This window comes from Desulfobacula sp. (assembly GCF_014237455.1).
Taxonomy (GTDB): domain Bacteria; phylum Desulfobacterota; class Desulfobacteria; order Desulfobacterales; family Desulfobacteraceae; genus Desulfobacula.
This window is the reverse complement of sequence record NZ_JABZFL010000003.1, coordinates 43,428-56,409: the sequence shown is the minus strand read 5'-3', so window position 1 is coordinate 56,409 and position 12,982 is coordinate 43,428. Positions and strand designations below refer to the sequence as shown.

Here is a 12,982-nt window from a genome sequence, read left to right as displayed (position 1 = left end):
ATCCCTCCGTTATTCTATATTTTATCATATATTAATTAAAAATTCTATTTTTACAATATAGCACAGCAATAAAAAAAGAAATCAGGAAAGCCCCAATTTCTTTGTGAGTTTCTGTAAAGCGGATTCCTGAGAGGTTTCCAGAGTCGGCTCCTCCTGGCTGAAATTATCTCTGTTCAGATTTACATAAATGACGTTTTCTTCCGTTCTTTTTTCCATACCAAGCGCTTCCGCCTTTTCCGAAATTCTATCGATTCCCGAGGAAGAGAGTATCACTGCTTCTGCGGCAGCTATTTCTTTTTCCAGCTCTCTTGATATATCTTCCATAATTCACCTTTATTAACAAATTTTAAAGATTCTTTTTACAAACCAGGTCTTACAAGTGTTTTTGCAGCAGCAATCAAAGGAATCTTTATGTTTTGAAAAATATCACCAATAATTTTATACCTGCTGTTTTGATTTTCCAAAAATAATTTTCTTTGCCCCAACAAAGTTTGATTGTTTTCAAAGATCAGAAAACAATCAAACAAAACCACAAAAACACGATCATGGTAATAAATCCCTGTCCTGTCACTTTTCACCTTCAAACCCGACCCAAGATTATCTGCCAGCTTTCTTATTTCACGCCATTGTTCCCACCAACTTATATCCGGTAAGTATTCAGAGGAATAAAACGACAGATAATCATGATAGCTTCCTTTTTCAATGGCTTTTATCCATTGCCTCAACATGAGGGTTATACTTTCCTCCTGCCTGGCAAGTATTTTTCTATCAATCCTGTCAATTTCTTCAACCATAATCACAGGCGTTGAATTAAGGGTTATATAGTCTGAAAGTTTTAGGACGTTAGAATTTTCCAATGCAATGCATCCATTTGAATCCATGGGTTTTAGTTTTTTGTTTGTACCATGTATCCAGATAGCCGATCCGTTTTTTCCTGCTTTTTTATCAATAAAATTGGGGTAATCTGTGGGGAATGCTTTTTTCCCATATATCGGGGACAAATATTTATCTTCATATTCATCTTTTAAAAAATAAACACCTTCGGGTGTTTTCTTGTCTCCTGCCATTTGTTTGATGCCCGACACCTCTCCTGTTGAGCAGGGGACTTGAAACCGAACGAACAGATCATTGGCCCGGAAAGTATACAGAAACAGGGTTTGACTTTTTTTCTCAACCAAAATGGCATTCTCATTATCAGGTAATTTAATAACAGCGGAAGGAAATGATTGATCAACTGCAAAAACGATAAAATTGAGTGGTGAAAAAAATGGTATCACCACGATCAATAATAACAGATTCAGTCTATTTAAAAATAATTTCTTTCCCATCTGAATTAACAATTATACCTCATTGGGGACGCTTCATTCTTAGGGTTTAAGCTTAAGATGTTGATATGCTTTTTGTGATGCTTTTCTGCCGCTGGATGTTCGAAGGACCAGGCCGATTTTTAATAAAAACGGTTCAACGACATCCACAAGCGTATCGGTCTCTTCCTGCAATGTCGCTGCTATTGCTTCAATCCCCACAGGTCCCCCCTTATAAAAATCTATTATCGTTTTTAGATAATTCCTGTCAAGAGATGTGAGCCCCAGCACATCAATTCCTTCGAGTTCAAGCGCTGCCTGTACACTCTCCCGGGTCACTTTCCCGTGTGATTTTACCTGTGAATAATCCCGGACTCTTTTTAATAATCTATTCGTAATCCGAGGGGTTCCTCTGGACCGTTCAGCAAGTTCTGCGGCACCATTCTCAGAAATAACCGTGTTTAAAATGGCAGCAGACCGCTTAACGATAACAATCAATTGTTCCTTTGAATAAAAATCAAGGGTGCGGAAAATACCAAACCGGTCCCTTAACGGGGAGGACAAAAGACCGACTCTGGTCGTTGCACCAATAAGGACAAACTGCTTCAGCCGGTATCGATGACTCCTTGCATGAAGACCCTTATCAAATATAAAATCTACAGCAAAATCTTCCATGGCAGGGTATAAAAACTCCTCAACAACCTTTGGGATTCGATGGATTTCATCGATAAAAAGAATGTCCCCTTCACCCAGATTGGTCAATATCCCGATGAGATCTCCCCCCTTCTCCAGGGTGGGCCCTGAAGTGACGGTTAAATCTTTGCCCATTTCTTTGGCAATAATATGGGAAACGGTTGTCTTGCCCAAGCCCGGGGGCCCATGAAACAGTATATGGTCTAACGGTTCATTCCTCATTTTGGCTGCCTGTATGGCAATTTTCAAGGTTTCAACCGTATCATTCTGCCCGATATACTCTTTAAAACTTGTGGGTCTTAAAGATATAATATCAGAGGATATATCATCCATTGTGCTGTTCGATGTAACGATTCCCTTTTTATCAGAAGAATAGGAAATGATATCATCACTCATATTTTATCTTTTCTCCTGAAAAATTTCATCAAAAAGTTCTTCCGGGGTTGACATCGTGGTGTTTCTTTCAAACGCCTCCTTGATCATCCTTTTTGCAGATGTTTGGGAATGCCCCAATTGCTCTACAAGAACATCCGCAACCTGTTGTCCGATAGTGTGTATCTCAATGGGGATTTTGCCTTGAGTAAATTCTTTTTTATCACCGGTCACCGCTATGAATTTTTCTACTTTCCCATGAAGGGTTGCGATGATTTTTTCAGCAGTTCTTTTACCAATCCCGCTTAAGCCCGTTAAAAATGAAACATTTTTTTTTTCAATGGCCTCTGCCATCTCGCCAATCGGACGAGTCATTGCTTTTACAGCTTTCATGGGACCAATAGCAGCTACAGTAATAAATGTTTGAAAAAACTCTTTATCCTCAAGTGTTTCAAAACCAATGAGTACGGGTTTAGGCTGTCTCTCTGTCTGATGATAATAAACATATAAAGAAATAGGGTTTTCATTTGAATCCTGAGACATTAATTTTTCAACCATTTGAGGACTCAATAACACCTCATAGCCAATGTCACCCACAAGCAGTAAAATGCCGTCGGGCTCAAAATGAAGAATTCTTCCTTCAAGGTATCCAATCATAATCTTCTTTTGTACCTGTAATATCCTGTTAAAGCAAGTCCCAGTGCATCTGATGCATGAAAGGGACGGATAGGTTCTCCGTGTTTTAATATATTTCGAACCGCCCTTTCCATCTGGTATTTGTCTGCGCTCCCATTTCCTGAAATAATTTTTTTTACTTGTCTTACAGGAATTTCTTCCACATCAAGACCTGCTTTATATGCAGCCACAAGAAGAACGCCTGAAACTTTACCCAGCATAATACCTGATCCGGGGTATTTTTCAAGTGAATAGATGTCCTCAATCATCACATAATCCGGCTGTTGTTCACAAAGAAAATCTAATATTTTTGAGTAAATAGTGTGAAGTCTGAAATGAATCGGATCCTTTGCATCAGTGGAGATGCTTCCAAATGAATACCCAAGGATTTCATTTCTGCTTCCCTCTACGACACCAATACCGGTGCCGGCCAACCCCGGGTCAATACCGACTACCTTTACCATGGGAATTTACTAAATCACTTTAAGGTTTTTAATTTCTTTTGGGCATACTCGGCTTCATTTGAGTCAGGATGTTTTTTTAACAACTCTTTCAGGATAAGCCTTGCATTGGCTTTTTCGCCCAGCTCAGCAAATGCATACCCTTGTTTCAGCCTTGCTGCAGCCAATTTATTACTGTCCAGATAGTCTTCCAGGACTTTCTGGTACTCCAGAATAGCTTTTTCAAACCATTTTTCCGAATAATAACTGTCGGCAATCCAAAACCTGGCATTGTCCGCATTATCAGAATCCGGATATTTATTTATAAAATTTTCAAACTGGATGCGGGCATTTCCCTTATCCCCATCATCAAACAATTTCTTTGCAAAATCATATAATTTCTGTTCACTATCCTTCTTTGGTCCTTCTGATGATACGGTTTTTTTCTCAAGCTCTCCGCCCGCCGATGGCTCGAACCCCATATATTTTTCAAGCTTGATCACTTTTTCATAATTTCTTGAAATAGCCTGATCAAGTCTTTCGAGTGTCTTCTCAATTCCTTGTCTATCTTTTTGACTGTACTTTTCAAAGCCATGATTAATCTCTTCTATTAAACCTTGAACCCGTCGAAGATCCTCTTTGATAGTCTGGATATCATATTTTAATTCTGCATATTCTTCCTGACTAATGCTGTGACTTTCACTTAATCTTCGCTCTAAATTATCAAGATTCTCCTTAAGCTTTACCTGATTCTGCTCGTTATGCAGGGGAAGCTGCCTGTCATTTTCCATTTCTATGGCTGCCACCCTGTTTTCAAGGATAACAAATTTTTGAGGTTCTACACAACCGAGGAAAAATAACAAAGCCATCACAATATATAAAAAATATGTTACTCTCATAACCAAACTCCAAAATGAATGGGGTCAGGCTTTCCTTGTTGTCGTTATTAAACTCAATAACGACAACAAGGAAAGCCTGACCCCGTCTATTGATTAATTAATCAATTGCAAAATGGTCCCGCCTGTTTTTTCTATAGGCACTTTCTGTTTTGTCTGAATCTTTGGGTTGCTCTTCACCATAGCTGATGGTATTCAAACGGGAAGCTGCAATACCAAGATTAATCAAATAGCTTTTAGCAATGCTTGCACGACGTTCACCCAGGGCAAGGTTATATTCAGTTGTGCCGCGCTCATCACAATGCCCTTCAATGGTTACAACTGCTGAGTAGTTTGCTTTTAACCAGGCTACCTTTTCTTTTAACACCATTTTTGCCATGGAACTTAACTCTGAGCTGTCATATTCGAAATGAATATCCTGATTCTCAAACCGTTTCTTTGCAGCTATGGCTTTAGCTGCCTTAAGCGCTTTTTCACTGGCTATCTGATCTTCAAGATTTTGCTGTGCAATACGCTCAGCCTCTGCCTGGGCCTGAGCCTTTGCAGCTGCTGCTGCTTCGGCTTTGGCCTGATCCTCTATAGTTGTTGCATCAGACACAACCGTTTTCTTCGCACATGAGACAGTAAAAAAAAGCCCTGCCACAAGAACTACCATTACCAGATTAATCCACACTCTCTTTTTCATTACTTTATCTCCTCTTTTTAGTGGGGTCAGGCTTTCCTTATTGTCGTTATTGAACTTAATAACGACAATAAGGAAAGCCTGACCCCGTCTTTTAATTTTTTGACATTGACCAGTCCGGTTGGGTCTGTTTTCCTTTCAACCTTAAAAGTCTTCGCTGGTCTGATCCGGATGCATTCATAACAAAAATTCTTGGAATGCCGCCTTCACGGGTTGATGTAAACGTCAGCATACTTCCATCCGGTGACCAGGCAGGATCTTCATTGTCCCCTGCATTCCTGGTCAATTGCACCGGCATTCCTGAGTCAATATTCATCACAAAAATATTGATGTTATTTTTTTCTATGCCCACATAGGCAATCTTTCCGCCATCCGGCGACCAGGCAGCAGATGTATTGTTGAGGCCCTTGAACGTTAGCCTTTGCACTCTTGCCGATTCAAGATCCTTTATATAAACTTGCGGAGTGCCGATCCGTTTTGAAGTAAAGACTATTCTTTTGCCGTCCGGTGAAAATCTAGGCGACACATCAATTCCCCAATTCCTTGTTATTCTTTTAATAATTTCTCCCTTTACGGTCAACAAATAAATTTCCTGATCCCCGGAAAAACTTAATGCTGCTGCAAGTTTAAGCTGTCCGGGCATCCAGTCCGGAGAGATATTCATTCCCTTGTAATTGACAATTGACCCTCTTTTTTCTCTGAGATTTTTAATAAATATTTGAGGGTTTCCCCTTGCATAGGAAACATAGGCCAACCATTTGCCGTCAAAAGACCAGGACGGGGAAAGGGATATGCTTTTATGGGATGTAATCTGTTTGATATTTTGTCCATCAAAATCGCAGGTAAATATCTCTTTTTTCCCCTTTACAGTTGAAACAAACGCTATCTTGCTGTTAAATACTCCCCATTTGCCGGTAAGCTTATAGGATATTTCACTGCAAAACAGATGAATCATTTGTCTGATCTGAGATCGGGAGCCGGTATATACTTTACCGACCAGAAGTTTTGTTTTAAATGTATCAAAAAGCCTTAATTGAAGCTTCACTTTCCCCTGATTTTCAACAATTCCTCCTGTAACCAGCAGCTCAGCCCCAATCCCTGTCCAGTCCCGAAAACTTATCTGAGCCAGTTGAATGCCTGATTCAGCCGGGTTTGAAAGAAACGCGACAGAATTCATTGTTTTAAGATATCCTGTAAACTCAAGCGCCTCTTTTAAAATATATCTTGCTGTTTTCCCATCTTTTACTTCAGTGGCATGCCCGTTAAATGCTTTAAATTCTGTCACGGCAACCGGTGTTTTCTTTAAAAACGGGTTGCTGACATTGATATAATCATAGTCTCTGGCATATACAGGTATCGAAAAAAATAAACTACACCCCACTCCCAGAAAACAATATAGTATGAATAAAATAATTTTATTGAACATATCATGGGAACAATACCGCTTATTCCCTGCAAAAGAAACCATTTTTATTTCAAACCTTTGGGTGTAAAAATCACAACAACATCGTAGGAGCGCATTCCACCCGGTAATGGTGGCAACGGATTTGCCTTTTTAATTGCTTTTTTTGCAGATTCATCAAGATATCGATTCCCTGACTTAGTTTCGTAAATAATATCCCTTATTTCTCCGCTTTTTAATATCTTAATCAGAATTCTGACTTCAAACTTCTGATCCATCCTGGCAAGGATATCATTAAACACCCAATTCTGTTCTATCGTCTGCCCTAAAACCATTTTATAAAGATCAATGGGCTTATACCCTTTTTTGCCAACTCCGGCAGTTAACCCCTTTTTTTCACCTTCTTTTGATTTGCCCTGATCCTTTACCTTTTCCTGGAGACGGCTCAACGCCTGGGCAATTCGATCCTGACTCCGGTCCTGCATCTGATCCTCAACTTTTTTTTCTAATTTTCCCCTTGCTTCTTCTAATACCTTTTCAGAATCAATTTGTTTTTTGGGTTTCTCTTTTTTAACAGGTGTTTTCTTTTTTTTCTCCTGTTGAGCCATCAGGTCTTTCAAATTTTTAGGTTTTGTTTTTAAACTGATATCAGGCTTTATAGTAGAAATTTTGCGAGTCTTTTTTTTTATAATTTGAGGTTTTATCGGGATACCCTCTTTCTTTGAAGTCTCTTCACTTTTGGCGGGTTCTTCTAACAGGGGTTCCGGTGAAAAAGAAACCAGATCAATCCGGATAACAGGCGGCATGGGCCTGGGCAGTTTGAAATCTTGAAAAAATATTATACTGCAAAAAAAAAGACCGTGTAAAAACAGAGAAATAAAGAAAAAAATAATTCCGGTTTTCCTGCTGTGATCTAAGGGAGTGAGAAAAAATTCTCTTCTTTTTTTAAAATTTTCCGGAAAACTCATGCTTGTCAATCAGGACTCTTCTTCATTTTCAGGAAGTGTAATCATCCCCAAGCTGTCAACACCGGCCTTTTTAATCTTTGAAATCACATTGACAACAATCCCGTAAGGCACTTTTTTATCTGCCCTGAGATATACGTTTTTTTTATCAAAATTTTCCAGTATGGCACCCAGCTTCTGGGTCAGAAACTCAACACTGACAACCTGCTCGTTAATAAACACTTTAAGATCATCATCAATGGATATAATCAGGCGCTCTTCACTGCCTTTTAATGCTTTTGAGGTAGCCTTGGGCAAATCCACATCAACACCCTGAACCATCATGGGGGCAGTTACCATGAAAATAATCAACAAGACAAGCATTACATCAACAAAAGGGGTGACATTAATCTCGGACATGAATTGACCATTACCGGAGCCTGATTGCATTATACCTCCATTTGGTTTTGAATATCGCGTTCCATTATATTTAAAAGATCTGAAGAAAAACTTTGCAATTCAGAATCCAAAATTCTTATCCTGTCAGTAAAATAATTGTAACCGATAACAGATGGAATAGCCACGGCAAGCCCTGCTGCTGTTGCGATGAGTGCCTCTGAAATACCGGGGGCCACGACGGCAAGACTTGCAGACCCACTCAACCCAATTCCATGAAAGGTGCCCATGATCCCCCAAACCGTTCCGAAAAGACCGATAAACGGGGCGGTATTACCCGCAGTTGCCAGGAATGGCACCAATTGAACCAGACGTCTGACTTCAACATTGATGGATCGATTTAATGATCGTTTTACACTTCCAATAATTTGGAAATAGGTACTCTGAGTTCTTTTTATCTGTGTTTTTTCCTTATCTTTGCTGTCAGATCTTGCCATCTCCGTATATGCGGTGATAAAAATTCTTGCAACCGGACTTGACCTCAATGCCTTGGCTTTTGAAAATGCATCAGCCAGATTTCGACACTGCCAGAAAATATCCGTAAAATCAGCAGACTCTTTAAATGCCTTTCGGATATACCTGAACTTGATAAACATAATTGCCCATGATGTTATTGAAAAAAACAGCAGCAACAGCATAACAAACTTAACAACCGGGCCTGCGCCGCTCAACATGTAAAGCACCCCTAAGGTTTCAGTGGTCATATATCCTCTCTTACAAATTTATCTTCCCAATAGCGGTAAAATAATAAATAAAATTTAATAAAACTAAGTATATGAGCCGGCATTTCATGTCAAGTTCTTATTGAAAACTCCCGCAGGAAACCAAGGGGATTTCGCCTGCATGGGACAGCTCAAAAACAAAGCCCCTGCACACAAAATGTGCAGGGGCTTTGTTCAATCTATATGAATATAATGTTTAATTCAACATTACATCATTCCGGGCATTCCGCCGCCCATTCCGCCCATTCCGCCGCCGGGCATTCCACCCGGCATTCCGCCACCGGCATTTTCTTCCGGTTTTTCAGCGATCATGGCTTCTGTGGTCAGCATTACAGATGCAACACTGGCTGCATTCTGAAGTGCAAACCGAACCACTTTCTTGGGATCAATAACACCTGCTTCAATGAGGTCTTCATAAACATCTGTCTTGGCATTGTAACCAAAAGCGCCTTTACCCTCTTTTACTTTATTCAAGACAACAGCACCTTCAACACCGGCATTGTCGGCAATTTTTCTCAAGGGTTCTTCAAGGGCTTTTATCACAACGTCAACACCCAGTTGTTCCTCCCCTTCAAGCTTAAGGTCTTCAAGGGTTGGAATGCATCTGATAAGGGCAACACCACCCCCGGAAACAATACCCTCTTCAACGGCTGCACGGGTTGCATTAAGCGCATCTTCAACCCTGGCTTTCTTTTCTTTCATTTCAGTTTCAGTGGCTGCTCCAACATTAATAACAGCAACACCGCCAACGAGCTTGGCAAGTCTTTCCTGGAGTTTTTCTCTGTCATAATCGGAAGATGTCTCTTCAGCCTGGGCACGAAGCATTTTTACCCTGCCTTCAAGGGCTTCTCTTGAACCGGCACCATCAACAATTGTGGTATTGTCTTTATCGATTGTGATAGATTTTGCCTGGCCAAGATCCTGCAGGGTTACATTTTCAAGTTTAATTCCGATATCTTCTGAAACAACCTGTCCACCAGTCAGTACGGCAACATCTTCCAGCATGGCTTTTCTTCTGTCACCAAATCCGGGAGCTTTAACAGCAGCCACATTCAAGGTGCCGCGAAGCTTGTTGACAACCAGTGTTGCAAGGGCTTCGCCTTCAACATCTTCGGCAACAATAACAAGAGGCTTGCCTGTTTTGGCAATCTCTTCAAGAACCGGAAGTAAATCTTTCATGGAAGAAATCTTTTTATCACAGATCAAAATAAACGGGCTTTCAAAGGAGGCAACCATTTTTTCAGTATCTGTTACAAAATACGGAGAAAGATAACCCCGATCAAACTGCATGCCTTCTACCACATCCAGAGTGGTATCCATTGATTTGGCTTCTTCTACGGTGATAACACCTTCTTTACCGACTTTATCCATGGCCTCGGCAATAATGTTACCAATGGTTTCATCACTGTTTGCAGAAATGGTTCCAACCTGGGCAATCTCATTTTGATCCTTGGTTGGTTTTGCCATTCCTTCAAGGACTTCAACAACTTTGACAACAGCTTTGTCAACCCCTCTTTTAATATCCATGGGGTTATTACCGGCAACAACCAATTTCTGGCCGTTTTCATAGATTGCCCTTGCAAGAACAGTTGCTGTGGTTGTTCCATCACCCGCCATGTCAGACGTTTTGCTGGCAACTTCTTTTACCATCTGGACACCCATGTTCTCGAATTTATCTTCAAGCTCAATTTCTTTTGCAACGGTTACACCGTCCTTGGTAACATTGGGGGAACCCCAGGATTTTTCAATCACTACGTTTCTGCCTTTGGGCCCAAGTGTAACCACTACTGCATCAGCAAGGGTCTTGACACCTTTAAGCATTGCCTCGCGGGCTTTAGCATCATATTTAATCTCTTTTGCCATCGTATATAATCTCCAATTATAAATTTAAATTATTCAATTATTCCAAGAACATCATCCTGACGCAGGATAAGATAATCACTTCCATCAATTTTCACGTCTGTTCCGCCGTATTTACTGAAAAGAACGCGATCCCCCACTTTTACATCCATTGGAAGAAGTTTTCCGTCTTCACCCATGCGGCCGTTGCCCGTAGCAACAATTTTTCCTTCTGCCGGTTTTTCTTTTGCTGTATCAGGAATAATAATACCGCCTTTGGTTTTTTCATCCTCGTCAACACGTTCCACAAGAATTCTGTCACTTAAAGGTCTCAAACTCATGATCTTTTTCTCCTTTGCATAATTTGTTTGGTTTGTTCTTTTAAATTTTTATTTTATGTCAACTTCAATCTTTAGAATCTGTTGTCTTTTTTGAAGTTGTTTTTGATTCTTTATCTTTTATGCCGGATTTTGTATTAGATTCTTTTTTACTTCCAGTCTTTGCCCCGCCATAATCCGTCACATACCATCCTGATCCTTTCAGATGAAATGTACTTTGAGAGATAAGTTTTTTCAAATGTCCCTTACAATGAAAACAGGTTTCAAGCGGTGGATCTGAAATCTTCTGAAATGCTTCTTGTATTTGTCCGCACTCTGTACATTGATACTCGTAAACTGGCATTTTCTTTACTTCTCCGTTTTCCTTTTATCTTCTTGAAAAATCAAAGATAAAATAATTAGTCTTTCACCCTTGTCAAGCAGGTTTATCCAAATTTTTTACCCATGATTCAGATCACGGGTTCTCTGTGCCAATCCTTATAAAATTCAAAGACTTCGCTTAATCCCGGAACCAATACCGGCTTTAAAATAATGTGGGTTAACTGATGAACTTTTCGCTCTTCATCCAATGTAACATCCGCTTCATTCTTATTTTCATATCGCTGTTTAAATTTTGAAAACCTGACCACATGAACCAGTTCATGGGTCAATATATAAAGAAGGAACGGCTCTAAGGACAGGTCCTCTTTTTTTTCAACTGTTGAAAGAATGGCATAGTCCTGAAGACATACTTTGTAAAGACTGAATAAAGAAGAGCCCAAAGAGACATCTTTTTTTCGCCCTTCATATTTAACCACCTGGGCAAAGGGACCGTCAACACATTCATGGGGGACAAGGTCTTTGGCTGTCTTTATATCATACCTGTTTTTAAGCCACTGACCAGAGGACATTTTATAAAAATTATTGACTATCTCCTCTGAAACCTTTACAGCCTCATCAACCTTTAAAAGCTCTTCTTTATTAAAGCGTCGTGCTGTTTTCATTGCGCGCCTTTAGTATAACCAATAAAAAATTGGACATTTAATAAAATATTATGTTATAATACTTTTTTAACTAATTTGAAATAAAAATTAAACTATGCCTGTATAATAAGGAGGTGATTTTTTTGAGCAGTGTGATGAAAAAGAGAAGGAAAAAAATGAGAAAGCATAAACACAGAAAGCTCCTTGCCAAGACCCGACACCAGAGAAAGAAAAAATAGCTGTTAAAATATTCGCGAGTATTGAGTTGAAAACGATTGTTCAACTCAATACTCAAAATCCGTTTCTTATCTATTTCTTAAGAGAGGGCTACTCAACACCTTTAAAGTATTTCATGAAATCAGAATCTGTTGAAAGAATCAGAGTGCTGTCTTTTTTTATGGTTTTTTTATAGACGTCCATGGTCTTTAAAAAAGCATAAAAATCAGGATCTACACCATACGCGTCCGCATAAATTAAAGTGGCTTTTGCATCTGCCTCACCCTTAATCGTCTGGGAATCTTTATAGGCCTGGGATTTGATGACCTGAAGTTCCTTTTCTTTTTCACCCCTTATATTGCTTGCTTCCCCCTTACCCTCTGCACGATATTTTTCTGCAATCTGATTTCTTTCTGCAATCATCCTGTCGTAGACCGCTCGCCTTACACTCTCGATATAATTTATTCTTTTTATTCTTACATCCACAAGTTCAATCCCAAACGGGGCCAGTTTGGGCCTGGCCTGTTCTACTATCTGCTTTGTAATCTCATCCCGGCCAAGTTCGATTTTATACTGGGTCCGTTTCCTGTTTTGATCAACCGTGGATTCAAAGGTATCCATGGGCCGATCTGTATTACGAACACTTTCCACCAGAGGGTATGATGTCACAAGATTCCTCATGGCCGGATCAATAATATCATCCAGACGTTCAAGCGCGGCAAGTTCATTGTTGACCGTCTGAAAATACTTTATGGAATCAACAATCTTCCATCTTGCAAAGGTATCTACCCAGATATAAGTTTTGTCTTTTGTGGGCACCTGGCCGGGATCACCATCCCAGGTTAACAAGTTGTTTGGGAAATAATTGGCTTGTTGAAAAAAGGGCAGTTTAAAGCTTAATCCCGGTTGGGTTACGGGTTTTCCAATCACTCTGCCAAACTGGGTGACCACCACCTGCTCGGTTTCATCGACAACATAAGCAGAGTTATATACCAATACAATACCGATAGCGATGACTGCCAAAAATAAAGGTTTCATAAT

Annotated in this window: 17 protein-coding genes; 1 reads left to right on the top strand and 16 read right to left on the bottom strand. The window is 39.9% G+C overall.

Annotated elements, in window-relative coordinates:
- Nucleotides 1–81 precede the first annotated feature (81 nt).
- From HGJ91_RS00715 to HGJ91_RS00645, 15 genes are all read right to left on the bottom strand, one after another.
- Nucleotides 82–324 carry a hypothetical protein gene (locus tag HGJ91_RS00715; RefSeq protein WP_291345759.1) on the bottom strand — a complete coding sequence of 81 codons (243 nt, stop codon included), beginning with the start codon at nt 322–324 and terminating at the stop codon, nt 82–84.
- 35 nt (nt 325–359) lie between these two features.
- Nucleotides 360–1,328 (bottom strand): L,D-transpeptidase, encoded by a 969-nt coding sequence (locus HGJ91_RS00710; protein WP_291345758.1) that lies wholly within the window; start codon nt 1,326–1,328, stop codon nt 360–362.
- A gap of 39 nt (nt 1,329–1,367) precedes the next feature.
- Nucleotides 1,368–2,393, bottom strand: a complete 1,026-nt coding sequence (ruvB, locus tag HGJ91_RS00705) for a Holliday junction branch migration DNA helicase RuvB (RefSeq protein ID WP_291345757.1) — start codon at nt 2,391–2,393, stop codon at nt 1,368–1,370.
- A 3-nt stretch (nt 2,394–2,396) separates the two neighbouring features.
- On the bottom strand, nt 2,397–3,026 hold the full coding sequence (ruvA, locus tag HGJ91_RS00700; protein ID WP_291345756.1) for a Holliday junction branch migration protein RuvA: 630 nt from the start codon (nt 3,024–3,026) through the stop codon (nt 2,397–2,399).
- A complete protein-coding gene (locus tag HGJ91_RS00695) occupies nt 3,023–3,508 on the bottom strand; it encodes a crossover junction endodeoxyribonuclease RuvC (RefSeq protein WP_291345755.1) in 486 nt (161 codons plus the stop codon). The genes ruvA and HGJ91_RS00695 overlap by 4 nt, the downstream gene beginning before the upstream one ends.
- 14 nt (nt 3,509–3,522) lie before the next feature.
- On the bottom strand, nt 3,523–4,383 hold the full coding sequence (gene ybgF, locus HGJ91_RS00690) for a tol-pal system protein YbgF (protein WP_291345754.1): 861 nt from the start codon (nt 4,381–4,383) through the stop codon (nt 3,523–3,525).
- Nucleotides 4,384–4,480: 97 nt separating this feature from the next.
- Nucleotides 4,481–5,065 carry a peptidoglycan-associated lipoprotein Pal gene (pal, locus tag HGJ91_RS00685; protein WP_291345753.1) on the bottom strand — a complete coding sequence of 195 codons (585 nt, stop codon included), beginning with the start codon at nt 5,063–5,065 and terminating at the stop codon, nt 4,481–4,483.
- A gap of 91 nt (nt 5,066–5,156) precedes the next feature.
- A complete protein-coding gene (gene tolB, locus HGJ91_RS00680) occupies nt 5,157–6,530 on the bottom strand; it encodes a Tol-Pal system beta propeller repeat protein TolB (protein WP_291345752.1) in 1,374 nt (457 codons plus the stop codon).
- Nucleotides 6,531–6,532: 2 nt separating this feature from the next.
- Nucleotides 6,533–7,432, bottom strand: a complete 900-nt coding sequence (locus tag HGJ91_RS00675; RefSeq protein WP_291345760.1) for an energy transducer TonB — start codon at nt 7,430–7,432, stop codon at nt 6,533–6,535.
- A gap of 9 nt (nt 7,433–7,441) precedes the next feature.
- The gene (gene tolR, locus HGJ91_RS00670; RefSeq protein ID WP_291345751.1) at nt 7,442–7,858 is read right to left on the bottom strand and encodes a protein TolR; all 417 of its coding nucleotides are present in this window, start codon (nt 7,856–7,858) and stop codon (nt 7,442–7,444) included.
- A complete protein-coding gene (gene tolQ, locus HGJ91_RS00665; protein ID WP_291345750.1) occupies nt 7,858–8,568 on the bottom strand; it encodes a protein TolQ in 711 nt (236 codons plus the stop codon). The genes tolR and tolQ overlap by 1 nt, the downstream gene beginning before the upstream one ends.
- A gap of 225 nt (nt 8,569–8,793) precedes the next feature.
- On the bottom strand, nt 8,794–10,449 hold the full coding sequence (gene groL, locus HGJ91_RS00660; protein ID WP_291345749.1) for a chaperonin GroEL: 1,656 nt from the start codon (nt 10,447–10,449) through the stop codon (nt 8,794–8,796).
- Between the two features lie 29 nt (nt 10,450–10,478).
- On the bottom strand, nt 10,479–10,766 hold the full coding sequence (gene groES / locus HGJ91_RS00655) for a co-chaperone GroES (protein ID WP_291345748.1): 288 nt from the start codon (nt 10,764–10,766) through the stop codon (nt 10,479–10,481).
- A 64-nt stretch (nt 10,767–10,830) separates the two neighbouring features.
- A complete protein-coding gene (locus HGJ91_RS00650) occupies nt 10,831–11,106 on the bottom strand; it encodes a zinc ribbon domain-containing protein (protein WP_291345747.1) in 276 nt (91 codons plus the stop codon).
- Between the two features lie 106 nt (nt 11,107–11,212).
- Nucleotides 11,213–11,746, bottom strand: coding sequence for a hypothetical protein (locus HGJ91_RS00645; protein WP_291345746.1), 534 nt, complete (start codon nt 11,744–11,746; stop codon nt 11,213–11,215).
- Nucleotides 11,747–11,868: 122 nt separating this feature from the next.
- Between HGJ91_RS00645 and HGJ91_RS00640 the strand changes: the two genes are divergently transcribed.
- On the top strand, nt 11,869–11,964 hold the full coding sequence (locus HGJ91_RS00640; protein ID WP_291345745.1) for an AURKAIP1/COX24 domain-containing protein: 96 nt from the start codon (nt 11,869–11,871) through the stop codon (nt 11,962–11,964).
- Nucleotides 11,965–12,052: 88 nt separating this feature from the next.
- On the opposite strand, the gene hflC is transcribed toward HGJ91_RS00640, so the two are convergent.
- Nucleotides 12,053–12,979 (bottom strand): protease modulator HflC, encoded by a 927-nt coding sequence (gene hflC / locus HGJ91_RS00635; protein WP_291345744.1) that lies wholly within the window; start codon nt 12,977–12,979, stop codon nt 12,053–12,055.
- Between the last annotated feature and the right edge of the window lie 3 nt (nt 12,980–12,982).